This window comes from Margalitia sp. FSL K6-0131 (genome assembly GCF_038008735.1).
GTDB lineage: Bacteria > Bacillota > Bacilli > Bacillales > Bacillaceae_C > Margalitia > Margalitia shackletonii.
On the sequence record NZ_JBBOZS010000001.1, the window covers coordinates 2,476,624 to 2,503,267 of the forward strand.

The following is a 26,644-nucleotide window of genomic DNA, read 5'->3' on the forward strand; positions in this document are numbered from 1 at the left end:
AGAATCTTCCGCCGATTAGTTTTGGAGGAAGTATTTCTTTTTTTGGGGAAAATAACCTATGAATTTGTCATGAACGAATTGTTTACAGTAAACTTAAGTAAATACTTGAAGTTTTAGTAGGTGAAATAGATGAAGAAAATTTTACTCATTGAAGACGAAAAAAATTTATCACGCTTTATTGAGCTCGAATTAAAGCATGAGGGGTATCAAGTGAAGGTATCTTATGACGGAAGGGAAGGGCTCCAATTTGCTTTGGAAGACGAGTGGGATGTTATTTTGCTCGATTTGATGCTTCCTAGCTTAAATGGCTTGGAAGTATGCAGAAGGGTGCGTCAGGAAAAAGAAACCCCAATTATCATGATAACAGCTCGTGATAGTGTAATGGATCGTGTTTCCGGTCTTGATCATGGTGCAGATGATTACATAATAAAACCATTTGCCATCGAGGAATTGCTTGCAAGACTGCGAGCGATTGTTCGCAGAATCGAGTCACATGAAACACATTCGAACATGACCAGTTATCATTATAGAGATTTAAATGTGGAAAAAGAAAGCAGAATGGTAAAGAAAAAAGATCAAGTGATAGATGTAACAAAGCGAGAATATGATTTGTTGTTGACCCTTCTCGAAAATAAAAATATCGTCATGACACGCGAGGCTCTACTGAATAAGGTATGGGGCTATGAGACAGAAGTAGAGACGAATGTCGTGGATGTATATATACGTTATTTACGGAATAAAATTGATGACCCTGGTGAAGAAAGCTATATACAAACAGTACGTGGTACGGGGTATGTGATGCGTGAATGAATTACTTACGAAGCTGGTATCATAAAAGTTCATTAAAGGTTAAGTGGTCGCTTGGCGGAAGTGCCGCCATTTTTTTTACTTTTTTCATTTTTAGCTCTATTCAATATACGGTTATCAGGCAGGTCATGTTACATGAAGAAGCCACTAATATCAGCCAGGAATTAAGTGAAATTATTAATTTTTATAAAAATCGTCCTTTTAGCTCTATGGAAGATATTCAAAACAATTCTGATATTATCAAACAATTACTTGAAAAGGATCAAACTTTATATGTTCTTAATCAGAAATTGCAAGGTTTTGCAATTTCAAAAACGGATAATAAAAAGCCAAAGTCCCTTATCGAATACGAGCCTGTTAAAGAAAAAACGGTTGATCTTACTACGATAGATGGAAGGAAAATATACGTAGGACGTGCTCCAATTGTTTCAAATGGTTTTAGCGGATATATAGGTGTGGTTGATCCACTTACAAGATACCATCAAATGATGACAAGTTTATTTTTAATCATGTCCATTTTAGGTGCAGTATCTTTATTGTTAAGTGGGTTAGTCGGTTTTTTAATGGCGGAGAGTTTTTTAAAGCCTATGAAAAAGCTGTCCGATACGATGAAAAGTATTCGTAAAAAAGGTTTTCAGGAACGAATGGAACCTAGCGAGTCACAGGATGAAATGGGAGAGTTAACCAATATCTTTAACGAAATGATGGATCGGATTGAGCTATCCTTCAATCAGCAAAAACAATTTGTGGAGGATGCTTCTCACGAATTAAGGACGCCGGTGCAAATCATGGAAGGACATTTGAATCTATTAAATCGTTGGGGAAAAAATGATCCGGATATTTTAAATGAATCCCTTCAAGCTTCTCTTCAGGAGCTTGGCAGAATGAAAAATTTAGTTCAGGAGCTTTTAGATTTATCAAAAGTGGAACAAGTTGAAAACAAGTCCGCTTTTCAAAATACGGTGGTTATTAAGACTTTAAACAGGGTTGTGAAGAATTTTGAATTAATTCATGAGGATTTCGATTTTTTACTTCATTATGATCAACTGGAAAATGGCATTGTTAGGATGAGTGAAAATCATTTTGAACAGATAATGATCATCTTGCTGGACAATGCTGTGAAGTATTCTGAGCAAATTAAGAAAGTCGACATTATTGTCGAAGAAAGCAAGGAAGATATTAAGATCACGGTGAAGGATTATGGAGTAGGGATACCTGAAAAGGATTTACCGAAAATATTCCATCGTTTTTACCGTGTGGATAAAGCACGCAGCCGCGCAAAAGGCGGAAACGGTTTAGGGCTAGCCATTGCCAAAAATTTAGTGGAAGGATATTCTGGAACGATTAGTGCATCCAGCACTCTAGGAGAAGGAACCAGCATATCATTAACTTTACCACATCATATTTAAGGCCGATGAAACATTCATCGGCCTTTTAGAATTTTCAGTTATCGAAAGAATTTTGTTTTTGTTTGATTCTGGCGCTTTAAGCCAAAAGAATTTCTTATAATCTCTCTGATACATCTACTTCAGTATATTGCATATCGACACTCTTCGGCATTTTTACTTCCAAGATTTCATCTTTATATTGGGCAGTTGTTCCTTTCTTCTTGACAAGTGCTGGTAAAGTGATGGTATCTCTGTTTCCATCGGAACTGTTTTCAATGATTAATTGATTAGAAGTATGGTAAATTTTTATATTATGAATCATTTCCTCATTAATCGGAATGCGTACATAAACATCATCAAAGGTTTCAAATACACTTGCTTGCACGTTTGTTGGTGATGGATTATTTGATTGTTGATTACTCTGCGGAAAAAGAGAGGATGCTCTTGAAAGCATATCATTATGATCAAACATTCCTTGCCACTCTTTTGGCATGAATTGGGCAATCATATTTTGTACACCTTTTTCCATTTCTTGGGGGTTCATTTGCTTGAATAATTTAGTCATATCACTATTAAAGGGGAACATATTCCACGGAAACAAGGACATCACCCACTTCCTTCCAAAACTCTTACGACACCAACTCCAATGTATAATGTAATATATGCATTTGCCCAACAAAAGTGTAAAAGAATAAATTGAAGCATTTTTTCTTTTTTTCATGGCAAAAACATTTGATTTTCTTGCAAATAGTAGTAAGATGGATATGGAAAAATTTTTGGGAGCTTGGAAAGCTATTAACAAATAAATAGACCGTGTTTTGCACCTTTCGAGTAATTTTTAAAAAAATAGGTTTTTGCCTTTATCTAATTACTTTACAGTGATAAAATGGGGATTGTAAGCGATAGCTTTTCCAATTATTTATTACATATGCTGGGTCCCATTCAATTCTTACAAGCATATGATTGAATGGGAGTATTTTTTCGAAAAATTTTAAAAGGCTTTAGGCTGGAGGTTTATCAAGATGAATGATCAAGCATCAAGAGGTTTTTGGGAGAGTTTTTCAGGCCCAAACCTTGGTTATGTGATGGAGGTTTATGAGCAGTACCTAAATGATCCGGAAAGTGTTGAACCGGAAATGAAGGAACTTTTTGAGCAATGGGGAGCACCTACCGTTTCGAATGAAGTATTATCCACAAGCGGTCAAGCAGATGTTTCCTTTCAAATGCCAACAAATGCGACTATTTTCAGTAAAATCGTTTCTGCGGTTAAACTAGCTGATAATATTCGAACATATGGACATTTAGCTGCCGACATTAATCCATTAAATAATACTAGCAAAGATACACGCCGAATCGAATTGAAAGAATACAATCTTACTGAAGAAGATTTACGACAAATCCCTGTTTCTTTCATTTGTCCGGATGCACCTTCAACAGTTAAAAATGGTCTTGATGCCATTAATTATTTAAAAGATGTATATACGAAAAAAATTGCTTATGAGTTTCATCATGTTCATAATTTGGAAGAGAAAAATTGGCTTCAAAAAACTGTTGAGTCAGGAAAAATCTATCCTCAGTTAAGTAAAGAAGAGAAATTAAATATTTTAAAAAGATTAACAGAAGTTGAAGGATTTGAAAAGTTTGCACACCGCATCTTTGTAGGTCAAAAGAGATTCTCTATTGAAGGCCTAGATATGATGGTTCCTTTAATGGATAAAATTATCAGCTCTTCAGTTGAATATGGAGCCAAAACAGTAAATATTGGTATGGCACATAGAGGCCGCTTAAATGTATTAGCTCATATTCTAGAAAAACCATATGAGTTAATTTTTGCTGAATTCCAACATGCACCTAATAAAGATTTAATTCCATCTGAAGGTTCTATCGGAATCACATACGGATGGACTGGAGATGTGAAATATCATCTAGGTGCTGACCGTGTAAATAAGGAAAGTGTACGAGTTGTATTAGCTAATAACCCAAGTCACCTTGAAGTTGCTGCACCTGTGGTGGAGGGCTATACAAGAGCTGCACAAGAGAATAGAAAAACAAGTGGATATCCAGAGCAAAATCCTGAAGAGGCTTTGGCAATTATCGTTCATGGTGATGCTGCATTCCCTGGCGAAGGTATTGTAACGGAAACATTAAATATGAGCGGATTAAGAGGATATAACACAGGTGGATCTATTCATATTATTTCCAATAATATGATTGGTTTCACGACAGAAAGCTTCGATTCGCGTTCAACTAAATATTCATCAGACGCGGCGAAAGGTTATGAGATTCCAATCATTCATGTTAATGCTGATGATCCGGAAAGCTGTATTGCTGCTGCTATTTTTGCAGCTGAATATCGCCGCTTATTCAAAAAAGATTTCTTAATTGACTTAATTGGCTACCGTAAATTCGGTCATAACGAAACAGATGAACCGATGACAACTAACCCAATGATGTATCAAATAGTACGCAAGCATCCTACTGTTCGTACTATTTATGCTGAACAATTAGTGAATGAAGGATTGCTTAGCAAAGAAGATGTACAGAAATTGGAAGAGAATGTTAACGCTAAATTACAAGCAGCATATGATAAGGTGCCTGGAGCGGATGAAAACCCTGATATCGTGATGAATCCTCCAGAATATGTGGCGAGCGGATATCCAGCTGTTAAAACATCCGTTGATAATGAAGAATTAAAAGACCTAAATGCTCAATTATTAAATTGGCCGGAAGATTTTAATGTATTTAAAAAACTAGGCAAAATTTTAAAACGTCGTGAAAATGTGTTTGATGGCGATGGAAAAATTGATTGGGCTCATGCAGAATCACTTGCATTTGCTTCTATTTTAAAGGATGGAACACCTATCCGTATGACCGGTCAGGACTCCCAACGCGGAACATTTGCACAGCGTAACTTAGTATTACATGATGAAAAAACTGGCGAAGAATATATTCCGCTTCATCATTTAAAGGATACAAATGCTTCATTTGTTGTATACAACAGTCCTTTAACAGAAACAGCAGTGCTTGGTTTTGAGTATGGATATAATGTCCTTTCACCTGAAACGTTAGTGCTTTGGGAAGCACAATTCGGTGATTTTGCAAATATGGCGCAAACGATGTTTGACCAATTTATATCTGCAGGGCGTGCAAAATGGGGCCAAAAATCAGGTCTTGTAATGCTGTTGCCTCATGGTTATGAAGGCCAAGGACCAGAGCATTCCAGTGCAAGAATGGAACGTTACTTGCAAATGGCTGCTGAGAATAACTGGACAGTTGCTAATCTTTCAACAGCAGGTCAATATTTCCATATTTTACGCCGTCAAGCAGCAATGCTTGGAAAGGATGAAATTCGTCCATTAGTGTTAATGACACCAAAAAGCTTATTACGTCATCCATTAGCATCTGTTGATAGCTCTGAATTAACAAATAGCGAATTTAAACCTGTTCTAGAACAGGCTGGCTTAGGACAAAATGCGGATAAAGTGGAAAGAATTGTACTTTGCAGCGGAAAAATTGCTATTGATTTAGAAACTCGTTTACAAGAGGAAGAAAATGCGGAATGGCTTCATATTTTAAGAATTGAAGAACTTTATCCATTCCCTGAGAATCAAGTAAAAGAAATTCTTTCTCGTTACAAAAATCTTAAAGAAATAGTTTGGGTGCAAGAAGAACCTCAAAATATGGGTGGTTGGACATTTGTAGATCCATATTTACGCGGTCTTTCTCCACAAGGTGTAGATGTGAAATATGCTGGTCGTCCTAGACGTTCCAGTCCATCAGAAGGAGACCCAGTGGTTCATAAGAAAGAACAAAATCGTATTATTAATGAAGCATTTACAAAATAACAGTTTTAAAAGATGTAGGAAATAAGGATGTAGAAAATTAGCTGAAAATCTAATTTTCTCCCTTATTCACTGCATCTAGAATTTTGCACGCCTTGAAACGTGAAAATACATTTAGAAAATAGCAATGATTATTAAGGAGGACATCATCGTGGCTGAAATTAAAGTGCCTGAATTAGCGGAATCAATTACAGAAGGAACAATTGCTCAATGGTTGAAAAAACCAGGAGAGTATGTGGAAAAAGGGGAATATATTGTAGAGCTTGAAACAGATAAAGTAAATGTGGAAGTAATTTCTGAAGAAGCAGGCGTTATTCAAGAATTAAAAGCAGAAGAAGGCGACACTGTTCAAGTAGGACAAGTAATCGCAATCGTAAGTGCTGGCGGTGAGGCTCCTGCACCAAGTGCACCTGCAGCGGAAACAAAAGCGGAACAACCAAAACAAGAAGCAGCTCCTGCCCCACAAGTGGCAGCCGTAGAATCTACGGAAGATAAAGGTCGTACAATAGCATCTCCTGCAGCTCGTAAGCTTGCTCGTGAAAAAGGAATCGAATTAGGACAAGTTCCTACTGTAGATCCGCTAGGACGTGTACGCAAACAAGATGTTGAAGTATACAGCAATCAGCCAAAACAACAAGCAGCTCCCGCACCTGCTAAAAATGCACCTGCGGCTGTTAGCCAAGAAGATGGCAAACCAGTTGAACGTGTTCGTATGTCACGCCGTCGCCAAACAATCGCTAACCGTCTGTTAGAAGTAAAACAAAATACAGCAATGTTAACTACTTTTAACGAAATTGATATGACAGCAGTTATGGAATTACGTAAGCGTAAAAAAGACAAATTCCAAGAAGAACATGATGGGACTCGTCTTGGCTTTATGTCATTCTTCACAAAAGCAGTAGTTGCAGGCTTGAAAAAATATCCATACGTAAATTCAGAAATTCAAGGCAATGAATTATTAATCAAAAAGTATTACGATATCGGTGTTGCCGTTTCTACAGAAGAAGGTCTTGTTGTTCCTGTCGTTCGTGATTGTGACCGCAAAAACTTTGCAGAAATCGAAGCAGATATTGCTGGATTTGCGAAAAAAGCTAGAGATAATAAGCTTGGTTTAGCTGATTTACAAGGTGGTACATTTACAATCACTAATGGTGGTGTATTTGGATCATTATTCTCTACACCAATTATCAATGGTACACAAGTAGGTATCCTTGGTATGCATTCCATCGTAAAACGTCCAGTTGCCGTTGGTGACCAAATAGAAATCCGTCCTATGATGTATGTAGCATTATCTTATGATCACCGTGTTATCGACGGAAAAGATGCAGTTGGCTTCCTTGCAACTGTTAAGAAATTACTTGAAAACCCAGAAGATTTATTATTAGAAGTTTAATACATTGAAAAGGCAATCACTTCATGTGGTTGTCTTTTTTAATAGACATAAAATAATTCCAGCGAACCTCAAATCACTAAAGGAATAAGACAAGACAAACATGGAATAAACTTAATATGGGAAAAAAGGGGGGATGGTGTGAAATCTTTTATACAGTCTGCAAAATTCGAACATGAGTTTTGGCTGCAAATCCTTGGTGATCATTCTAGATTTATTCTAGATTCTTTAAGTGTAACCGAAGCCGATTTTATTAAAGAGGCCAATTATTTTAAAAACAAATTTGATAGTCTATTGCTAAATGCACGATCTTTACATGATGAAGGCTCTCTAATCCTATTGGCAAATGAGGCAGATGCTGAGGTAAAAAAACTTAAACAGCTTAAATTAACTCTGATAGAGAGACATCTTGTCAGTAAGGTCAAAATTCAATTATCACCTACTTTTTTAAGCCATATGGTAAATGAATTGGAGGAATACGAACGAATACTAGTATATTTAATACGTGGTGAACAACCACCTATTCTACATGAACTACATCATCATTTATTGTGGCTGCAGGATGCCTTTGGTCATGCTGGTGCGATCCAATCGGAGATGGATGCTACCGAGCACAAAATAAAAAAGGAAAGCAAGGAATTTGTTCAGCAATTTCAACAGTTTTATTTAAAAGCAGTGGAATTTACTGGATACCTACGAACAAGTTTAGATACCTTTCCCGCTTTAAGAAAAATGAATGAAGATGTTAGATTAGAAATGGAAATGTTTCAAGTGTTTTTAAATGAGATTTTTGAATTAGAAATTTCAAATGAAGTTCTTGGCACCTTCCCTGTTTTAATGGCGGATCATATGTTTCGTGAAGAATGTTATTACTTAATTAAACTTGCAGAATCTGCGAATACAGAAATACCTAATTGTAATCCAGCAATGCCGAGAAATGAAGGCTAAAAAGTGTAATATAAATGATAATAGCGTGTGGAATTCCACACGCTATTTTTCTCTTATCAAGAATTTGTAAAATTTAAAGAAGTAAATAACTGTTTAAAAAATTATCTACGTCTAGCTCAAGTGCCAATCGGCTAGCGGATTTCTCCGTCTCCTCCCTACGATAATTCAACATCAGCTCGTGAACTACCTCACTGTGTTTCCTTTATCTCGAGGTGAGCGACTACGAAATCCGTACGCAAATGAGCAAGGCACTTACGCATTTGTTTTTATTTTATTGTAATAGGCGTTAAGCCACGCTTTTTTAGCTCTGATTTTAATAATTCAATCCACTCTTGATCTTGACCTTTCTTTTTAGCGTCTCGATAGGCTGCCACCAACAATTCATTACTCATAATCTTCATGACACAACCTCCTAGTGGAATTTATTAAATTTGATTCCTTTTATTTTATCTTTTAATGAGTTGTTTGAGAACCCCTTTTATGAAAAAAGTTAAATAATTTCGTATTATAAAAACGATTTATCATTTAAAACTCGAATAATCCTCTTACACTTAATAGGAGCTAGAATGTTATTCATCGTATGTGCAATCGAAATTTGTTCATACTATAAGAAAAAGAGGTGAGAAGTCCTATTATGAAAAATTTAATTATTCTATACCTCATCATTATTCCCTGTGTTTTTTTAGCATCTTGCGATAATAAGTTTTTACATCATAAGAATAAAACCAATCCGGGAACATTAGAAGAAAGTTTTAAAAAGAAATTAAATGAAAAACCGATAAATTTCCTGCTACTTGGCATTGATACCAGAGAAGGGGAGCAATCCAGAACCGATTCCATTATAGTAAGTCAATATGATGCACAGAACCGTTCTATCAAATTAGCGTCCATTATGCGGGATAGTTTTGTTAAGATTCCCGGTTATAATCGCGTCTACAATAAATTGAATCATGCTTATTATGTAGGGGGAGAGGATTTATTAAAAAAAACAATTGAACGAAATTTTGGTATTCAAATTGACCATGTTATTACGATTGATTTCAAAGGTTTTGTAAAAGTCATTGATACAATTGCACCTGAAGGAATAAAAGTAGATTTAAATCAAGCCATTATAAAGGATATGGCTTTAAATGTCCCACCAGGTGAACATAATCTGCACGGCGAAGAACTTTTAAAATATGTACGGTTCCGACATGATGCAAGAAGTGATTTTGGAAGAGTAGACAGACAGCAAGAGGTTTTATTAAAAATGAAGGATAAATTTCAAAAGGAAATGAATACTTTGGATGGTTTTGCCAAAATACCGTCTTTATTGGATTCCTCCATTAAATACATTCATACAGATTTAAAAACGAATGAAATTCTAACCTTAGCATCCACGATATTTTTACAGCGTATAGATAATTTAGATACAATGCGGATTCCAGTGAAAAATGGATTTACAAATCGAAATGTTCCGTATGCTGGAGCAGTCCTGCAACTGGATTATAAAAAGAATATTAAAGCACTCAATCAATTTTTCAGTGAGCCGCAACCTGTTAACGATCATCATAAATGAAGAGGCCAAATTTCCTGGCCTCAGTAATATTTTTAAAAGAAATATGTCTAGCGTAAGCAGATATCGGCTAGCGGATTTCTTCGTTTCCACCCTACGATAAGTCAACATAGTTGAAAATGGAAATGCTATTTTCACTTGTTCGTGAACTACCTCACTGTGTTTCCTTTATCTCGAGGTGAGCGACTACGAAATCCGTACGCTAGAGCTGCGGCGCTTCCGCTTTTCTTACTTCATAGATATCCAAACACTCTTCACTTCTGTATAGTTATTTAATGCATAGGACCCCATTTCACGGCCGATACCAGATTGCTTATATCCCCCAAATGGTGATGCAGCATCAAAAGCATTGTAGCAGTTGACCCAAACGGTTCCTGCGCGAAGCTTGCTTGCAACATAATGAGCATTGGCGATATCACGAGTCCACAAGCCAGCTGCTAGCCCATAATCACTATTATTAGCCCGCTTAATTACTTCATCCAAATCTTCAAATGGCATTGCAGAAATAACTGGCCCAAAAATTTCTTCTTTTGCGATTGTCATATCATCATTGACATCAGCAAAAATGGTTGGCTCTACAAAATAGCCTTCCTCACGTGGCTTTTTACCACCTGCTAGAAGCTCAGCACCTTCACTAAGTCCTTTTTCAATATAATTTAACACTCTATTTTGTTGTTCAATCGATACTAACGGTCCCATTTGTGTTTCATTATCTAGCCCTGCACCTTGCTTAATTGATTTTGCATGAGAGGCCATATCTGCTACAACATTATCAAAATGTTTTTTCTGAATAAATACACGGGAACCTGCACAGCATACTTGGCCTTGGTTAAACATAACACCATTTAGTGCACCAGGAATAGCCTTTGATAGGTCCGCATCAGGCAGAATAATATTTGGAGATTTACCACCTAGTTCAAGAGTTACACGTTTTAGTGACCCGGAAGCACGAGACATAATTTGCTTTCCAACCTCTGTAGAACCAGTGAATGCAATTTTATTTACTAAAGGATGATCTACAAGCGGCTGGCCTGCAGTTTCACCGAATCCAGGAATGATATTTACCACACCTGGAGGGAATCCAGCTTCATTGACTAATTCAGCTAAGTAAAGTGCTGAAAGCGGGGTTTGCTCAGCAGGCTTAAGAACAATTGTACATCCAGTAGCGAGAGCGGCTCCCATTTTCCACATTGCCATTAGAAGTGGGAAATTCCATGGAATGATTTGTCCAACGACGCCTACAGCTTCATGTCTAGTATAGTTAAAGAAAGGACCACTTACAGGAATTGTTTGCCCTGTAATTTTAGTAGACCAGCCTGCATAATAGCGCATATGTTCAATTGCTAATGGTATATCCGCACCAGATGTCTCTCTGATTGGTTTTCCATTATCTAGTGTTTCTAATTGTGCCAGTGCATCTTTATGCTCTTCCATTAAATCTGCAAGCTTATACATTAATCTGCTTCTAGTAGCTGCACTCATTTTTGACCATTGACCTTCGTCAAATGCTTTTCTTGCAGCTTTGACGGCACGATCAATATCTTCAGGACCACCTTCATAGACTGTTGCTAATGTTTCTCCTGTAGCAGGATTCGGCGTATCGAAAGTTTTTCCTGATGCACTTTCGACAAATTCACCATTAATGAATAGTTTCTTTTTACCTTGTAAAAATTTCTCTACTCTTTCATCGACACTTAATAAAGTTTGACTCATAAAAAAATCCTCCTTCAGAATCGTTTTTCTAAGGGGTGTGATCGTGCTGTATGAAGCTACATTTAGATAGCGCTTACACTACAATCCTACTAATAATTTTCAATGATTTCAATTAAAATTTATGAAAAATTAAGAATATTTTTCATCATTTTTTTAGCTTGTTCGACAAAAATCAAATCCGTACGCCGATAGATGTTTGCGCTTGACGTAGACAATTTTATAAGAGGATTATCCGCAGTAAAAATTTTATAGTTTCCGAAAGATACAAAAAACCTGCTCACTATAGTGAGCAGGCCATAACCTTATTTTTGTGGTGCTTTACTTTCTTTTTCTTTTTCTTTTTGAGAAGTATATAGCTTTTTCGATAAATAAGTTTGTCCGATTAAGAATGCTCCACCCACAGCCCAATATAAAGGCAATGCGGCAGGTGCATTAAAGGAAACAAAGAGAATCATAATAGGGGAGATCAATGCCATGATTTTCATTTGTTTTTCCTGTTCAGGAGTCATACCGATCATCGATACTTTCGATTGGAAGAAATAGATTACACCTGCGATTAGCGCCATTGGAATGTCTCTATGACCAAGGTTAAACCAAAGGAATGAACTGCCGGCAATTTCAGAAGAACTGCGGATTGCATAATAAAATCCCATTAAAATTGGCATTTGAATAATTAGAGGAAGACATCCCATATTCAATGGATTCACACCATGTTTTTGATATAGTCCCATCATTTCCTGTTGTAATTTTGCTTGTTCTTCTTTTGTTTTAGCTTGTTTTATTTTAGCCTGTATTTTTGTCATTTCAGGCTTTAAAACATCCATTTTTTCTTTCATTACCTGTTGCTTTTTGTAGGTGTTTAACATCAACGGCATTAAGATTAACCTTATTAGAATGGTTATAAGGATGATAGCAATACCGTAATTACCTGAAAATAAATGTGCTGTAAAATGAATTACCTGTGCAAAAGGCTCTACAAAATAAGTATGGAAAAATCCAGTTTGTTTTGGTGCCTTTGCATTCGCAGACGATGAACATGCCGAAAGTAGCATCACCAATCCTACTAAAAGCGCTGACATTTTTACATAACGTTTCATCAATTATCCTCCTAGAGTTTAATATGTTGGTTGAATGATGGATAAATGATGATCCGAATCATCCTTTGAGGATTCTTTACGTCTAACATATTTGATAATCCATGTCATTAACGGATTTTGTATTTTATCATTTGTTGATTCAAATGGATAATCGAGATTAATCAAAATTTCCGTTGGTTTTTCTGATAAATACGAGCAGGATTGAATTCTAAATTTATTCCATATGCATGCTAGTCCAATCGTCAGGATAAGACTTACAGAAACAGAGCAAATAAATGGATCATATGTTAGATTAATTAAATATTCCATCAAATTTGTTCACTCACTTTAAAAGACTCATTAGAATCGAATTATACCGTAAAGTGGTGTAATTTACAATCATTTATTCATTTATGGGAAAATTGTCTTTTCTCTATCTCTAAAAGCTTTATATAATCATTAAAAAATGATCAATTTATGATAAAATATATATTTATGGAAGAAAAAATAATGGTAAGTTTTTGACAGGAAAGGATTTTAAAAATGGATCAAATTTTACAACTATTACCTCAAGATATTATAGATATATTACAAGAAAGAAAGCAGGATTTTGCAAATGAAAACGAAAAGATTGGCAGTCCGGGATATATTCCTGCAGATAATGCCATCTTAATTGATACAATCATTGCATTATCATTAGGCAAGAATGTATTGCTAAAGGGCCCAACCGGTTCGGGTAAGACGAAACTTGCAGAAACGATATCATCTATCTTTGGACAGCCTATGCAAAGTATAAATTGTTCTGTAGATTTAGATGCTGAAGGTTTATTGGGATTTAAAACCATTCATCAAGACGGAGAAAAAAGTTTTATTGATTTTGTTCCAGGTCCAGTTGTTCAAGCCATGAGAAAAGGACATCTATTATATATTGACGAAATTAATATGGCAAAACCAGAAACATTACCTATCTTAAATGGTGTTCTTGATTACCGTAGAATGATTCATAATCCTTTTACAGGAGAAGTGGTGAACGCTACAGGCAATTTTGGTGTAATTGCTGCCATAAATGAGGGGTATATCGGAACAGTGCCATTAAATGAAGCATTAAAAAACCGTTTTGTAATAATCGATGTTCCATATATTCAGGCAGAAACGTTAAAAATCGTATTGGAAAATCAAAGCAGGTTGAAGGATGCTGCTCTTATTAATCAATTTGTAGCATTATCCAGTGATTTAATTGCTCAGGCGCAAATGGGACAAATTTCGGAAGATGCCGCATCGATTAGAGCACTGATTGATACATGTGATCTATCTGTATATATATCCCCTTTAAGAGCGATTCAAAGAGGAATTATTGATAAATTAGAAGATGCTCGTGAAAAAGCGGCCGTTCGTAATATTGCTGAAACAATATTCGGATAGGGGGTTATCATATGGAGCGCTTTATTCAATTTAATGATGAACAAATAGATTCTATGCTTTTTATGGAACTTTCCGATCTTGCAAAAACCTTGATGAGAGAGAAGGAATATGAACTGGAATTTGGTGTCCACTCCTATTTAGATATTGCTGAACATAAAGTATTTGTACGGCATTTTTGGAACCATCGGCCTCCCTCTATCATGAAAAATGGGTTGAAAAGTGATGTTTTTTTACGGGCAATCGGAAATTTTCACTATACCAATTATGATGATGTGTTTGCTTTTCTTAAAAAACTGGAATCCATTAAATTAAAAAGCTTTGCCAAGCAATTATTTGTATTAGGTGAAGATTTACGGATTGAAGAGAATTGTAAGAGGGAAAGAGCAGGGACAGTAAAGGCATTTCGGACACGCAGACAAATTTACTGGGATTATTTTGAATCTCAGCAAAATGTTAATGTAGTGAAAAGTGTTTACACAGATGCTTTATTCAATACTATCTATTTAATGCTTACTGCAGAGTCCCCATTATTAGAAATTCCTTCTTTCAAAGAAGAAATAAATTTGTCCTTTCCCTATATTCAAAACCAGGTAATGAAATTTTTTGATGCGAAATCAACGAGCGATATAGCCCGATTTACTTTAAATCTTATGGAAGTATTAGACGAAGTGTTAGAGGATGATATGTTAAATGAATACTTTCATCTTCCGGAAAAGATGATGGAGCATTTAGAGGAGGGTGGAATTTCGTTTAACGAATTAAAGCGAAAAGATCCTTTGCAAAATAATGATCGTTTAGAAAAGAAGAGTACAGGAGAGGAAGAAATTTTTAAAGAGGAAATGAAAACATGGCATCGGGAAACCAGTGACATGAGTAAAAGCTTTCTTCAATTTGATCTTGAACAAGGGTCTGGAACTGATTTACTTGGTGAGGGAGTAAGGGAAAGTGAGACAGGTGATCAAGCGCTTGGTATTGTCCAAGGTTCCGCACGGGAATCTAATCGGAATGATTACTCGCAGCTGGAGGCTCTTGAACAAGAAAGAAAAATAAAAGGTGGAGGGGAATGGGAATACGGAGATGAAAACCGAAATGCATATCCGATTTTCCTTTCTCCATCTATACCGAACTTTGATGAAATCCATGTTTATGAAAAATTAAAAACGAATATAAGTAATCATCAAAAGAAGCTGCAGAAAATAATAGAAAAAATATTAGAGCATAAAAGGTCATTTCCACATGCGAATATGCAATATGGTAGACTCAGTAAAAAGCTTCTTCCATTTTTTATAGATGAGAATCCAAGATTGTTTTATAAAAAACAAGAATACTCAAAAGAAATTGACGCGGTATTCACTTTATTAGTCGACTGTTCCGCTTCGATGGCGGATAAAATGTCCGAAACGAAACAAGGAATTACATTATTTCATGAAGCACTAAAATCCGTGCATGTTGCACACGAAGTAGTTGGATTTTGGGAAGATACGAGTGAAGCAACTAAATTAAAGCAGCCTAATTATTTTAAAACGGTTATCGATTTTAGGTCCTCCCTTAATAAAAAAATAGGTGCGGAAATTATGCAGTTACAGCCGGAAGAGGATAATCGCGATGGTTATGCTATCCGGCATATGACTAAGAAGCTAATAAAAAGAAATGAGAAGCAAAAATTCTTATTGGTTTTTTCCGATGGAGAACCTGCAGCATTTGGCTATGAACAAAATGGGATTGTAGATACACATGAAGCGGTTTTAGAAGCGAGGAAAAGAGGAATAGAGGTTATCAATATTTTTCTTTCTAATAGCCAAGTGTCGGAAGGACAAAGAAATTTGCTCCGGAATATATACGGGAATTTCAGCATTATTTTATCAGATGTTAGTGAGCTTCCAAATGTGCTTTTTCCGTTGCTTAGAAAGTTACTTCTGAAAAGTATATAAAATAACTTTTTTATGAACAAATGTGCAAGCGCCACAGCTCTGCTTACGGATAAGTGAAAATAGCACATCATTTTCTTTCACTTTATGCCTTTAACTGCAACTGCAGGGAGGAAAGTAGAAATCCGCTAGGCGATGCTCTTTGCGCTGGATGTGGACAATTTAAAATTTCTTAAGAAAAGAAGGTGTATCAGAAATGATACACCTTTTTACTGTTTAGGGCTTTTGTATTGAGGTATAAAGATACAAAGGTATTATCTGGAAAAGGAAGATGGACTGAAGAAACGTAAAATGAATACTAAAAGAGTGAAGAAAATCCTGATATGTTGTGAATTTCACTTGACCCAGAATGAAGGTAGAGATTGTTCGGTTTATTTCGACAAATTTTTCATTTGTGTTACAAATTAGGAAAAAAGATATAAGAATTTTTGTTCTTTTGATAAAATTATGTAGAAATTAATGGATTGGAAGAGGCTATTTATGATAAAGCGGATATTTTTTTTCATTTTAACCATACTATTTACTTTTTTCGTAGTAGATAACGCAAATGCAGCGGAAAAGCCAACTTTAAAAATCGCAAGTGAGGCAGCTGTTCTAGCAGATAGTAACAGCGGTCAAATTTTATATGCAAAAAATCCAAATAAAAAATTATATCCGGCAAGCCTAACCAAAATAGCTACAGCTATTTACGCGATAGAAAACGGCAACATAAATGATATTGTCACAGTTAGTAAACATGCTGAACAAACGGACGGAACAAGGGTATATCTTGTCGAGGGTGAAAAGGTCCCATTAAAGCATTTATTACAAGGCCTTTTAATTAACTCTGGAAATGATGCAGGGGTTGCCATTGCTGAATATTTAGCAGGAGATGTTCCAAGCTTTGCCAATAAGCTAAATGCTTTTCTGAAGGAAAAGGTTGGTGTTCATCATACTCATTTTGTGAACCCACATGGCTTATTTGATAAAAAGCATTATACAACAGCGAGCGATTTAGCAAAGATTACGGATTATGCTTTGAAAAATCCAACTTTTCGTGAAATTTTCGGAACAAAGGAGTTAAAATGGGATGGTGAGGGTTGGCATACAATCCTTATAACTCATCATCTAATGCTCAAAGGGGAAATTCCTTATAAAGGAATAACAGGTGGAAAGACTGGATATGTTGATCAATCAGGTCAAACTTTGGCAACTACAGCAGAAAATCAAAATATTCATTTAACAGTTATTACAATGGATGCAAAATCAAAAAAAGATGAATACCTAGATACTAAGAAGCTTCTTGATTATGGATTTGAGAATTTTAAGACAGCTTCTTTGCCAAAGGATTCAATTTATCAAAATGGAAACAAAACATTTAAAACAAAGGAAAATCTACTTTATACTGCTCCACTTCATTCGAGTGTTTCGGAAAAGATTTCAAAGGACGGTATTTTGGAGATTTTGGATAAAACAGGTGTGATATTAAATTCGTTTCAGCTTACAGAACAGAAAGTAATTGCCGCCGAATCGCATCTTAGTGAAAAAGAGTCAAATAATCAAAAACAAAGTCCATGGCTGTTTATGATACCGCTTGTAATCGTTGGATTAGGAGTGAGCTGGTCCATTAATAGGATTAAATATCGCAAAAAAGGGTGAGATATATGCACCCTTTTTTAATTGAATTTTGGTGCAGATCGATTTTATTTATTACTGTAAACGATGTCAATTCAGAGAAAATGTATGATTTTTCGTAAATAAAATAGAATAGACCAACAAGTAAAAGTTATTTATTATAATATTAATAATATTAAGCTACTCTAAACATAATTTTTTTATATGAAAGTTGTATCTCATCAAAGGAGATGTTATTTTGAATGCTTTGATTACAGACGGGTTTAACAGGCCGCTCCATGATTTGCGAATTTCCGTTACGGATCGTTGTAATTTTCGATGCCAATACTGTATGCCTGCTGAAATTTTTGGTCCTGATTTTCCGTTCTTGCCTAAAAATGAAGTTTTAACATTTGAAGAGATTGAAAGACTTGCTAAACTATTTGCTCAATTGGGTGTGAAAAAAATAAGGTTAACAGGAGGTGAGCCTTTACTTAGGAGAGGACTTCCCGAATTAATCAGGAAACTTACTCTTATAGAAGGAATTACTGATATGGGGCTGACTACAAATGGTGTACTGCTAACCAGGCTAGCCAAAGAATTGTTTGATGCAGGACTTCACAGATTAAATATTAGTCTTGACGCATTAGATGAAAATCTTTTTAAAAAGCTTAATGGCAGAGGAGTTTCTTCTAAAGCAGTTATGGAAGGAATTGATAAGGCGTGTGAATTAGGATTCCACATTAAAGTAAATATGGTTGTACAAAAAGGGGTAAATGATCATGAAATTATCCCGATGGCTGAATATTTCCGTAATAAAGGAATAACGCTAAGATTTATTGAATTTATGGATGTGGGAAATTCAAATGGCTGGAATATGGAAAAGGTTATCACGAAAAAAGAAATGTACGAAATTTTATCTTCCCATTTTGAAATAGAACCTGTTGATGCTGCCTATTTTGGTGAAGTGGCAAAACGATATCGTTTTAAGGGCAGTAATGCTGAACTGGGATTTATTACCTCTGTTTCAGAGTCTTTTTGCTCCAGTTGTACGAGGGCAAGAATTTCTGCGGACGGAAAGCTATACACATGCCTTTTTGCTGGCAATGGTCATGATTTAAGAGTGCTTCTTCGAGATGGTTCTACAGATGAGACAATTAAAAACGAAATCACCTCTATTTGGAACAAGCGTGCAGATAGGTATTCAGATGAAAGAAATAACCATCATCCTTCAAAGAAAAAGATTGAAATGTCTTACATTGGCGGATAAGATTTTAACATCCTTGAAAAGTGGTATAGACAATACTACTTTTTTTGTTGGAAAAGCTACACTTAAAGAATGACAATGAAGTTATCAAAAATAACAAGTTGGGTAAGGAAATTACGATTAGAATGATAGAAACATTAAGGGGGATGTAATATGGTAGAACGGAGAAAGCCCATTTGGGTGAAAGAAGCTACCGAGAAAATAATGGAATGGAAAAAACGCGGGGAGATAGAGTGGGTATCAATTGATGATTGTGATAGCAGATTTTTGGCAGAACCATTAATTGCTGATCATGATGTCCCGCCGTTTGATCGATCCCCATATGATGGGTTTGCAATTAGGTCTTGCGATACTTTGTTGGCATCAAGTAAAAATCCAGTACAATTTGAAGTAGTGGACGAAATCGGTGCAGGTCAAGTAAGTATAAAACAATTACAAGAATTCCAGGCAATTCGAATTATGACCGGAGCGGCTATTCCAAAAGGAGCGGATTCCGTTATTATGCTTGAACTTGTGAAAGAGGAAACCTCCTTTGATAAAAAAATCATAACGATAAAAAGAAAAGTAAATGCTAGAGAAAACATATCCTTCCAAGGGGAAGATACAAAAAAAGGGGAAGTATTGTTAGAACAGGGAACGATAATTAATCCAGGTGTAAAGGCGCTTTTGGCGACATTTGGATATCATAAGGTGCCGGTGGCGAAGAAACCAGTAATTGGAGTAATTGCAACAGGTAGTGAGTTATTAAGAGTGGATGAACCACTTGTGCCAGGAAAAATCCGTAATAGTAATGGATATATGATTGAGTCGCAAATTATCCGTGCCGGAGCGTCTATTAAAAAGTATGAAAATTGTGCAGATAACTTAGAATCATTACTTACTACCGTTAAGTCTGCCTTAAAGGAATGTGACATTATCATAACTACCGGCGGCGTTTCGGTCGGTGATTTTGATTATTTACCAGAAATATATATAAAAATCGGTGCAGAAGTATTATTTAACAAGATTGCAATGCGTCCGGGAAGTGTTACTACGGTAGCACAATGTGACAATAAATTATTATATGGGCTATCCGGCAATCCATCTTCATGCTATGTAGGTTTTGAATTATACGTTCGTCCGATTATTCGTTATTGGCTGTATTCAAATAAGCCATTTTTATGGAAAACAACTGCGACATTAATAAAGGATTTCCCAAAACCGAATCCATTTACTCGCTTTGTTCGGAGTAAGTTGGGTTATGATAATGGCAGTCTTTTTGTGGAGCCTGTTGGTTTGGACAAACCGAATGTAGTGACATCCATTGCTTGGGCTGATTGTTTAATGGTATTACCTGGAGGTACAAAAGGCTATAAAACGGGTGATTTAGTAGATATTCTATTATTAGAGGATCAAGCTGGAAGTGATGAATCGTGGAAAGAAAGACAGAAATCTTCCAGATAGTGGGGTTTCAAAATAGTGGAAAGACAACTCTTGTTCAGGAAATAATCAGATATGGAGATAAATTGGGTTTAAAAAGTGGAACCATTAAACATCATGGTCATGGAGGTACTCCATCAAAGGAAAATATGGAAAAGGACAGTGAAAAGCATCTTAATGCAGGTGCGGTTTATGCTGCGGTCGAGGGCAATGGTGAACTAGTAATAAAAAAACAAACACAATATTGGTCACTGGATGAGATCATAGATTATTATCATCGTTTATCTTTAGATTTAATATTGATTGAAGGATATAAATATGCCCCCATATCGAAAGCAGTGATTATTAGAAATCAGAACGATCTTTATTTGTTAAAGGAATTAACGAATATTCAGGTAGTTTTATCATGGATACCATTGAAAGAAACTGTACCGTTTCCGGTCTTCTCAATAGAAGAGAAATCTCGATTTATTGCGTGGTTTTTTCCATTTTTATTTCCACAACATCACTTTTCTTCAAGTGAATTTTTCAGAAAAAAATAAAATAACCCCTTTATCCATTAGAGATGAAGGGGCTATTTAGATGATAAATTTAAAGTATATTTATTGAATTCTGCTTTCAACCTCTTGACAAACTTCTTCAGCTGACATTCCTCTCGCATCGATTACAGAGCCTTGGATAATTACATTTTGAATACCCATTACATTTTCATCACCGCCTGTGACAACACAGCAATCACAGCCCTTTGCATCCTGTTCGTTTTTCAGTTCAACAACATCATATCCTTTTTCGCGGAGGACCTGCGATACATTTGATAATGATTGTTCTACACCGATTTTCGCCATTTCCAACACCTCCTCTTAACCCTATATGCTTCCTTAATAATGGAAAATTATTCATTCACATCGTTTTAAATATCACCGTTATCTTCCGTGTTTCTTTCGGGAAGCATCCGCTTTGATTGTTCCAGTTTCTTCCGTTGTCGTTCCTTGCCCTTTAACTTGCGGTGAATTTAAGCCTGCCTTTGACGGGTCCTTTTTTCGATTCGCCATTTTTTCACCTCCCCTATCATTTTTCCAAATGATAGGGCGAAGTATGTATTATGGTTTAAATAGAAAATTTTTATTTTTTATCAAAAAAACAAGGTATAATCATCTTATCCGTTTATTTCGGAAAACTAAAAAAATATAAAAGGGAAGAGAGAGGAGCAAATGTTTGTGATGATTTTCTGCAGCTTTTTACCATTGCTTGGACTGCTTTCAATATTTTTACCAACAGATGATAAAGTTAGAGAATTGAATGCGGAGTAAAAAAGAATCCCCATCGGATTCTATTTTTTAAATTCAGCATTAATGGATATCTTTTTTCTTAAATCTTCCACCTCGCACTTCTGAAATATTTCCGACGGCAAGGAATGCGTGCGGGTCAAACTCTTCCACGATTGATTTTAATTTTGCCTCTTCTAATCTAGTAATAACACAAAATATCACTTTTTTGTCCGAGCCGGTAAAGGCGCCTTCTCCGTTTAAATAGGTGACACCTCTTCCAAGACGGGCAAGAATAGCGTTACCGATTTCGGTGGTATTATCACTGATGATCCACGCAGATTTCGATTCATCAAGACCTTGAATGACAATATCAATCGTTTTTGCCGCGATAAAATACGTGATCACAGAGTACATAGCCCGATTCCACCCAAAGACAAATCCGGCACATGTAAAAATAATGATGTTAAAAAACATAATGACCTCGCCAACACTAAAGGGCAGTTTCCTATTTAATAAGATGGATAGGAGCTCTGTACCATCAAGCGAGCCTCCAAAGCGAATAACAATTCCTACCCCGATGCCTAAAATAATCCCTCCAAAGATTGTAACCAGAAACAATTCGTCCGTAAAACCAGGTACGGGATGTAAAAAATAAGTAGTTAGAGACATGACTGCAATGCCATACAGTGTGGATATTGCAAAGGTTTTCCCTATTTGTTTATATCCAATAAAGAAAAAAGGAATATTTAAGATGAAAATAAACAAACCAAGCTGAAGATTTGTAAAGTGGGAAAGGATAATGGAAATACCTGTTATGCCACCATCCAGTATTGCATTTGGAACGAGGAATAATTCTAATGCTACCCCCATAATAATGGATCCTAAGGTAATGAAAAAAATCCTTCTTACTAATGCAAGTCGTGATAACTGTTTGTGTTTATTAAATCCGAATAATTCTTTTGTAGCTAACATCGATTCTCTCCCTTCAAATATGCATTTATTTAGATTTTACTAATTATGAACATATACAGTTGTTGAAAAAAATAACAATCATAAAGATTTGAAAATGAATGGAAAAGGGGAATGATTATTGTTACCAGAGGTTTTAAAAGTGATTAACATTAAATGTCTATCTTTTAATATCTTATAATAAAAATAGGAAGATTAGAAATAATTTGCTTATGGTTTTTATATTTCCATTAGTTCGTTTTCCTTTAAGACAAAATAAAAAGTCGATTTATCTTCTATACTTTCGTAAGATAATCGACTTTTATGTTTAACTTGTGAAAGAACTTCTTTTTTTGTTTTAGTTTTTCGAGTCCTCATATCAGTTAATGCATACACTCCTCTGTTCTCCGAAGGATTTCTTTTCCCTTCTCTTACAAGTTTCTCACGTCTTTTTTTAGCTTTGCTTTTTGACATTTTAGTCATCTCCTTTTTGCAGGTATGATTCCATTATAAGTGCTAAAAAAAGAAAAAACATCTTAATTTGGCCAGAATTTTCTCTTTTTTTAACTGTTACTGTATTAGGTGCCTTTACAAGACTATTTGTGAAAAACTATGGTATATTAGACCTTACAAAGTCAGTAAAGGAGTTCGGAAAATGGGAAAAAGTGTAGTAATTGCTGAGAAGCCTTCCGTCGCACGTGACATAGCAAGAGTTTTGAAGTGTTCTAAGAAAGGAAATGGATTTTTAGAAGGTGATAAATACGTAGTTACTTGGGCATTAGGGCATTTAGTAACTTTAGCGGACCCTGAAGCTTATGATAATAAATATAAATCATGGAATTTAGAAGATCTTCCGATGCTTCCAGAACGAATGAAATTAGTTGTGATAAAACAAACTGGAAAGCAGTTTAATTCCGTAAAAGCCCAGTTAAACCGCAAGGATGTAACGGAAATAATTGTGGCTACTGATGCAGGGAGAGAAGGAGAATTAGTTGCACGTTGGATTATTGAGAAAGCAAAAATTCATAAGCCAATCAAACGTCTATGGATTTCCTCTGTAACCGATAAAGCGATTAAAGACGGATTTAATAACTTAAAACCAGGAAAAGCATATGAAAATTTATATGCATCGGCAGTAGCACGTTCTGAGGCAGATTGGTATATAGGTTTAAATGCAACACGTGCGCTAACAACTAAATTTAATGCCCAGTTAAACTGTGGCCGTGTACAGACACCAACAGTTGCGATGGTTGCCGCACGTGAAGAAGAAATCAAGAATTTCAAACCACTAAATTATTTTGGCATTGAAGCCCAGACAGATAAAATTAAATTAACATGGCAAGATGTGAATGGGAATACCCGAAGCTTTAATAAAGAAAAAATAGAAAAAATCATTCACTCTATTGGACATAAAGATGGCAAAATTGTTTCCATTGACCGACAAGTAAAGAAAAAATTCGCACCCGCTCTATATGATTTAACAGAATTACAACGTGATGCCAATAAAATTTTTGGCTATTCCGCCAAAGAAACATTGAATATTATGCAAAAATTGTATGAGCAACATAAAGTATTGACATATCCTCGTACAGACTCTCGTTTTCTATCGACAGACATCGTTAGTACGCTTCCAGAACGGTTAAAAGCATGTAGCGTAGGGGAATATCGTACTCTTGCAAATAAGATTTTAATGAAGCCTATTAAAGCTACAAAAGCATTTGTAGATGATAGCAAGGTAAGTGATCACCATGCCATCATTCCAACGGAAGGCTTTGTAAATTTCTCTGCTTTTTCAGATAAAGAACGCAAAATATATGATCTTGTTGTAAAACGATTTTTAGCAGTATTATTCCCTGCGTTTGAATATGAACAATTAACCATACATGCAACAATTGGCGATGAGAAGTTTATAGCACGGGGAAAATCTGTCATCAACTCTGGCTGGAAAGAAGTATACGAAAATCGTTTTGATGATGAAGAAACAACAGATGATGTAAAAGAGCAACTATTACCTCGTCTTGAAAAAGGAGAGGTATTAAGGACAGAAATAATTGCTCTAACATCTGGTCAAACGAAGCCACCAGCACGCTTTACAGAGGCAACGCTATTATCTGCAATGGAAAACCCGACTAAGTATTTGGAAACAAATAATAAAAAGCTCGCAGAAACGTTAAAGTCAACTGGTGGTCTTGGTACAGTTGCAACTCGAGCTGATATCATTGATAAATTATTTAATTCATTCTTAATTGAAAAACGCGGTGGGAAAGAAATCTATATCACTTCCAAAGGACGTCAGCTTTTAGATTTAGTTCCGGATGAATTAAAGTCTCCGGCCACTACAGCTGAATGGGAACAAAAGCTTGAACTAATTGCTAAAGGGAAACTGAAAAAAAGTGTATTTATCAATGAAATGAAGGAACATACGAAAGAAATAGTGGCAGAAATTAAAGCGAGCAATAAAAAATATAAACATGATAATATTTCAACCAAATCTTGCCCAGACTGTGGCAAACCAATGTTAGAAGTAAACGGCAAAAAAGGGAAAATGCTTGTTTGCCAGGATCGTGAATGTGGTTACAGAAAAAACGTAGCACGTGTAACAAACGCACGCTGCCCTCAATGTAAGAAGAAATTGGAACTTCGTGGGGAAGGTGAAGGTCAAATTTTCGCTTGTAAATGCGGATATCGTGAAAAATTATCAGCTTTTGAGGCACGACGCAAAAAAGAGTCTGGTGGGAAAATGGATAAACGTTCTGTGCAAAAATATCTTAAGCAACAAAATAAAAACGAAGAACCTATAAATAATGCATTTGCAGAGGCATTAAAGGGCATAAAATTCGACTAACTTTTCCATTTTTTAAAGTGATAAATGGATGTTTAGGTGAATTATGGGCGAATGTACACAAATTCTCCCTTGCACAATTAGATATATTTTTATACAATAATTTCTTGTAAGAGAAAAGTGTATATCATATACAACCTAAATACATTTATATCTTGCAAATATAAATCGATAGGTGGTAATAACATGTCAGAAACAAAACCTTATAGAGTATTACTGTATTATTATTATACTGATATTGAAAATCCTGAGGAATTTGCAGCAGAGCACTTAAAATATTGTAAAGAGCAAGGCTTAAAAGGAAGAATTCTTGTTGCGCATGAAGGAATTAACGGAACACTCTCAGGAACAGTTGAAAAAACAGAGGAATATATGAACATGATGAAAAATGATCCTCGTTTTAAAGGGATTGTTTTTAAAGTAGATGAAGCGGATGGTCATGCATTTAAGAAAATGCATGTTAGACCGCGTAAAGAGCTTGTTACTTTACGATTAGAAGATGATATTAATCCAAATGAACTGACTGGTAAATATTATAGTCCAAAAGAGTTTTTTGAAGCGATGCAAGATGAAAATACGGTCGTTTTGGATGCAAGGAATGACTATGAATATGAACTTGGACACTTTAGAGGTGCTATCAAGCCTGATATTGAAACGTTCAGGGAATTACCAGATTGGGTTCGGGCTAATAAAGATAAATTAGAGGGTAAAAAAATCCTAACCTATTGCACAGGTGGGATCCGCTGTGAAAAGTTTTCAGGATGGCTAGTACGCGAAGGATTTGAAGATGTAGCACAGCTTCATGGTGGAATCGTTTCGTACGGTAAGGACCCGGAGGTAAAGGGTGAATTATGGGATGGTCAATGCTATGTATTCGATGAGCGTATTGCTGTTCCTATCAACCATAAAGAGCATGTCATTGTAGGGAAGGACTATTTTACTGGTGAACCTTGTGAACGTTATGTGAATTGTGCAAACCCTGAGTGTAATAAACAAATTCTATGCTCAGAAGAAAATGAACATAAATATTTGCGCGGTTGTACACACGAATGCCGTGTACATCCAAGAAATCTTTATGTGAAAGAGCACGGTTTAACACAAGAGGAAGTAGAAGAAAGATTAAAAAGAATAGAAGAAGAAAACACAGTGAAAATGTAAAAAAGGTAGCGGTTGCTACCTTTTTTTATACAAAAATTTTTTCCCTGCATTATCCATTTCATAAAATATTTAGTTTTAAA

The 26,644-nt window shown here is 35.6% G+C and carries 23 protein-coding genes; 14 read left to right on the top strand and 9 right to left on the bottom strand.

Translation table 11 applies throughout. The features are described 5' to 3' along the window. The first annotated feature begins 129 nt into the window (after nt 1-129). Together NSQ59_RS12080 and NSQ59_RS12085 are read left to right on the top strand one after the other, a co-directional pair. On the top strand, nt 130-810 hold the full coding sequence (locus tag NSQ59_RS12080) for a response regulator transcription factor (RefSeq protein WP_055739572.1): 681 nt from the start codon (nt 130-132) through the stop codon (nt 808-810). Beyond that, the gene (locus tag NSQ59_RS12085; RefSeq protein ID WP_055739573.1) at nt 807-2,216 is read left to right on the top strand and encodes a HAMP domain-containing sensor histidine kinase; all 1,410 of its coding nucleotides are present in this window, start codon (nt 807-809) and stop codon (nt 2,214-2,216) included. The genes NSQ59_RS12080 and NSQ59_RS12085 overlap by 4 nt, the downstream gene beginning before the upstream one ends. 94 nt (nt 2,217-2,310) lie before the next feature. Here the strand turns inward: NSQ59_RS12085 and NSQ59_RS12090 are convergent, their stop codons facing one another. Next, nucleotides 2,311-2,802, bottom strand: a complete 492-nt coding sequence (locus NSQ59_RS12090) for an Hsp20/alpha crystallin family protein (RefSeq protein WP_055739574.1) — start codon at nt 2,800-2,802, stop codon at nt 2,311-2,313. Between the two features lie 415 nt (nt 2,803-3,217). Here NSQ59_RS12090 and sucA point away from each other — a divergent pair, with 415 nt between their 5' ends. The 3 genes from sucA (at nt 3,218) to NSQ59_RS12105 (ending at nt 8,375) form a co-directional block, all read left to right on the top strand. Continuing rightward, the gene (gene sucA / locus NSQ59_RS12095) at nt 3,218-6,040 is read left to right on the top strand and encodes a 2-oxoglutarate dehydrogenase E1 component (RefSeq protein WP_055739575.1); all 2,823 of its coding nucleotides are present in this window, start codon (nt 3,218-3,220) and stop codon (nt 6,038-6,040) included. 148 nt (nt 6,041-6,188) lie between these two features. Continuing rightward, the gene (gene odhB, locus NSQ59_RS12100) at nt 6,189-7,430 is read left to right on the top strand and encodes a 2-oxoglutarate dehydrogenase complex dihydrolipoyllysine-residue succinyltransferase (protein ID WP_055739576.1); all 1,242 of its coding nucleotides are present in this window, start codon (nt 6,189-6,191) and stop codon (nt 7,428-7,430) included. 138 nt (nt 7,431-7,568) lie between these two features. Next, entirely contained in the window at nt 7,569-8,375 is an 807-nt protein-coding gene (locus tag NSQ59_RS12105; RefSeq protein ID WP_055739577.1) for a DUF2935 domain-containing protein, read from the top strand. A 266-nt stretch (nt 8,376-8,641) separates the two neighbouring features. Here the strand turns inward: NSQ59_RS12105 and sda are convergent, their stop codons facing one another. Further along, the gene (sda, locus tag NSQ59_RS12110; RefSeq protein WP_055739578.1) at nt 8,642-8,776 is read right to left on the bottom strand and encodes a sporulation histidine kinase inhibitor Sda; all 135 of its coding nucleotides are present in this window, start codon (nt 8,774-8,776) and stop codon (nt 8,642-8,644) included. 233 nt (nt 8,777-9,009) lie between these two features. Between sda and NSQ59_RS12115 the strand changes: the two genes are divergently transcribed. After that, a complete protein-coding gene (locus NSQ59_RS12115; RefSeq protein WP_055739579.1) occupies nt 9,010-9,933 on the top strand; it encodes an LCP family protein in 924 nt (307 codons plus the stop codon). A gap of 225 nt (nt 9,934-10,158) precedes the next feature. Here the strand turns inward: NSQ59_RS12115 and NSQ59_RS12120 are convergent, their stop codons facing one another. The 3 genes from NSQ59_RS12120 to NSQ59_RS12130 all read right to left on the bottom strand — a co-directional run bounded on the left by NSQ59_RS12120 (nt 10,159) and on the right by NSQ59_RS12130 (nt 13,052). After that, complete coding sequence (locus NSQ59_RS12120; RefSeq protein ID WP_055739580.1) at nt 10,159-11,643, bottom strand: aldehyde dehydrogenase family protein; 1,485 nt, start codon at nt 11,641-11,643, stop codon at nt 10,159-10,161. Nucleotides 11,644-11,945: 302 nt separating this feature from the next. After that, nucleotides 11,946-12,740, bottom strand: a complete 795-nt coding sequence (gene yidC, locus NSQ59_RS12125; RefSeq protein ID WP_055739581.1) for a membrane protein insertase YidC — start codon at nt 12,738-12,740, stop codon at nt 11,946-11,948. Between the two features lie 18 nt (nt 12,741-12,758). Continuing rightward, the gene (locus NSQ59_RS12130; RefSeq protein WP_126648758.1) at nt 12,759-13,052 is read right to left on the bottom strand and encodes a hypothetical protein; all 294 of its coding nucleotides are present in this window, start codon (nt 13,050-13,052) and stop codon (nt 12,759-12,761) included. Nucleotides 13,053-13,262: 210 nt separating this feature from the next. Between NSQ59_RS12130 and NSQ59_RS12135 the strand changes: the two genes are divergently transcribed. The 6 genes from NSQ59_RS12135 to mobB all read left to right on the top strand — a co-directional run bounded on the left by NSQ59_RS12135 (nt 13,263) and on the right by mobB (nt 20,890). Next, nucleotides 13,263-14,141 carry an ATP-binding protein gene (locus NSQ59_RS12135; RefSeq protein WP_055739583.1) on the top strand — a complete coding sequence of 293 codons (879 nt, stop codon included), beginning with the start codon at nt 13,263-13,265 and terminating at the stop codon, nt 14,139-14,141. A gap of 11 nt (nt 14,142-14,152) precedes the next feature. Continuing rightward, nucleotides 14,153-16,072 (top strand): vWA domain-containing protein, encoded by a 1,920-nt coding sequence (locus tag NSQ59_RS12140; protein ID WP_055739584.1) that lies wholly within the window; start codon nt 14,153-14,155, stop codon nt 16,070-16,072. Nucleotides 16,073-16,549: 477 nt separating this feature from the next. Then, on the top strand, nt 16,550-17,707 hold the full coding sequence (locus tag NSQ59_RS12145) for a D-alanyl-D-alanine carboxypeptidase family protein (RefSeq protein WP_055739585.1): 1,158 nt from the start codon (nt 16,550-16,552) through the stop codon (nt 17,705-17,707). Nucleotides 17,708-17,918: 211 nt separating this feature from the next. Further along, nucleotides 17,919-18,932 carry a GTP 3',8-cyclase MoaA gene (gene moaA / locus NSQ59_RS12150; RefSeq protein WP_437177115.1) on the top strand — a complete coding sequence of 338 codons (1,014 nt, stop codon included), beginning with the start codon at nt 17,919-17,921 and terminating at the stop codon, nt 18,930-18,932. A 150-nt stretch (nt 18,933-19,082) separates the two neighbouring features. Next, nucleotides 19,083-20,372 carry a molybdopterin molybdotransferase MoeA gene (locus tag NSQ59_RS12155; RefSeq protein WP_340831424.1) on the top strand — a complete coding sequence of 430 codons (1,290 nt, stop codon included), beginning with the start codon at nt 19,083-19,085 and terminating at the stop codon, nt 20,370-20,372. Continuing rightward, nucleotides 20,342-20,890 (top strand): molybdopterin-guanine dinucleotide biosynthesis protein B, encoded by a 549-nt coding sequence (mobB, locus tag NSQ59_RS12160; protein WP_055739588.1) that lies wholly within the window; start codon nt 20,342-20,344, stop codon nt 20,888-20,890. The genes NSQ59_RS12155 and mobB overlap by 31 nt, the downstream gene beginning before the upstream one ends. Nucleotides 20,891-20,950: 60 nt before the next feature. Here mobB and NSQ59_RS12165 read toward each other — a convergent pair whose 3' ends face one another. The 4 genes from NSQ59_RS12165 to NSQ59_RS12180 form a co-directional block, all read right to left on the bottom strand. Next, complete coding sequence (locus tag NSQ59_RS12165) at nt 20,951-21,193, bottom strand: YkuS family protein (RefSeq protein WP_055739589.1); 243 nt, start codon at nt 21,191-21,193, stop codon at nt 20,951-20,953. Between the two features lie 78 nt (nt 21,194-21,271). After that, nucleotides 21,272-21,400 carry a YuzL family protein gene (locus tag NSQ59_RS12170; protein ID WP_083489300.1) on the bottom strand — a complete coding sequence of 43 codons (129 nt, stop codon included), beginning with the start codon at nt 21,398-21,400 and terminating at the stop codon, nt 21,272-21,274. Between the two features lie 297 nt (nt 21,401-21,697). After that, nucleotides 21,698-22,588 carry a YitT family protein gene (locus tag NSQ59_RS12175; protein WP_055739590.1) on the bottom strand — a complete coding sequence of 297 codons (891 nt, stop codon included), beginning with the start codon at nt 22,586-22,588 and terminating at the stop codon, nt 21,698-21,700. Between the two features lie 216 nt (nt 22,589-22,804). Continuing rightward, the gene (locus tag NSQ59_RS12180; protein ID WP_055739591.1) at nt 22,805-23,038 is read right to left on the bottom strand and encodes a hypothetical protein; all 234 of its coding nucleotides are present in this window, start codon (nt 23,036-23,038) and stop codon (nt 22,805-22,807) included. Nucleotides 23,039-23,219: 181 nt separating this feature from the next. On the opposite strand from NSQ59_RS12180, the gene NSQ59_RS12185 reads away from it, so the two are divergent. Both NSQ59_RS12185 and trhO read left to right on the top strand, forming a co-directional pair. Continuing rightward, nucleotides 23,220-25,409 carry a DNA topoisomerase III gene (locus NSQ59_RS12185; protein ID WP_055739592.1) on the top strand — a complete coding sequence of 730 codons (2,190 nt, stop codon included), beginning with the start codon at nt 23,220-23,222 and terminating at the stop codon, nt 25,407-25,409. Between the two features lie 183 nt (nt 25,410-25,592). Continuing rightward, complete coding sequence (gene trhO / locus NSQ59_RS12190; RefSeq protein WP_055739593.1) at nt 25,593-26,564, top strand: oxygen-dependent tRNA uridine(34) hydroxylase TrhO; 972 nt, start codon at nt 25,593-25,595, stop codon at nt 26,562-26,564. Nucleotides 26,565-26,644 lie beyond the last annotated feature (80 nt).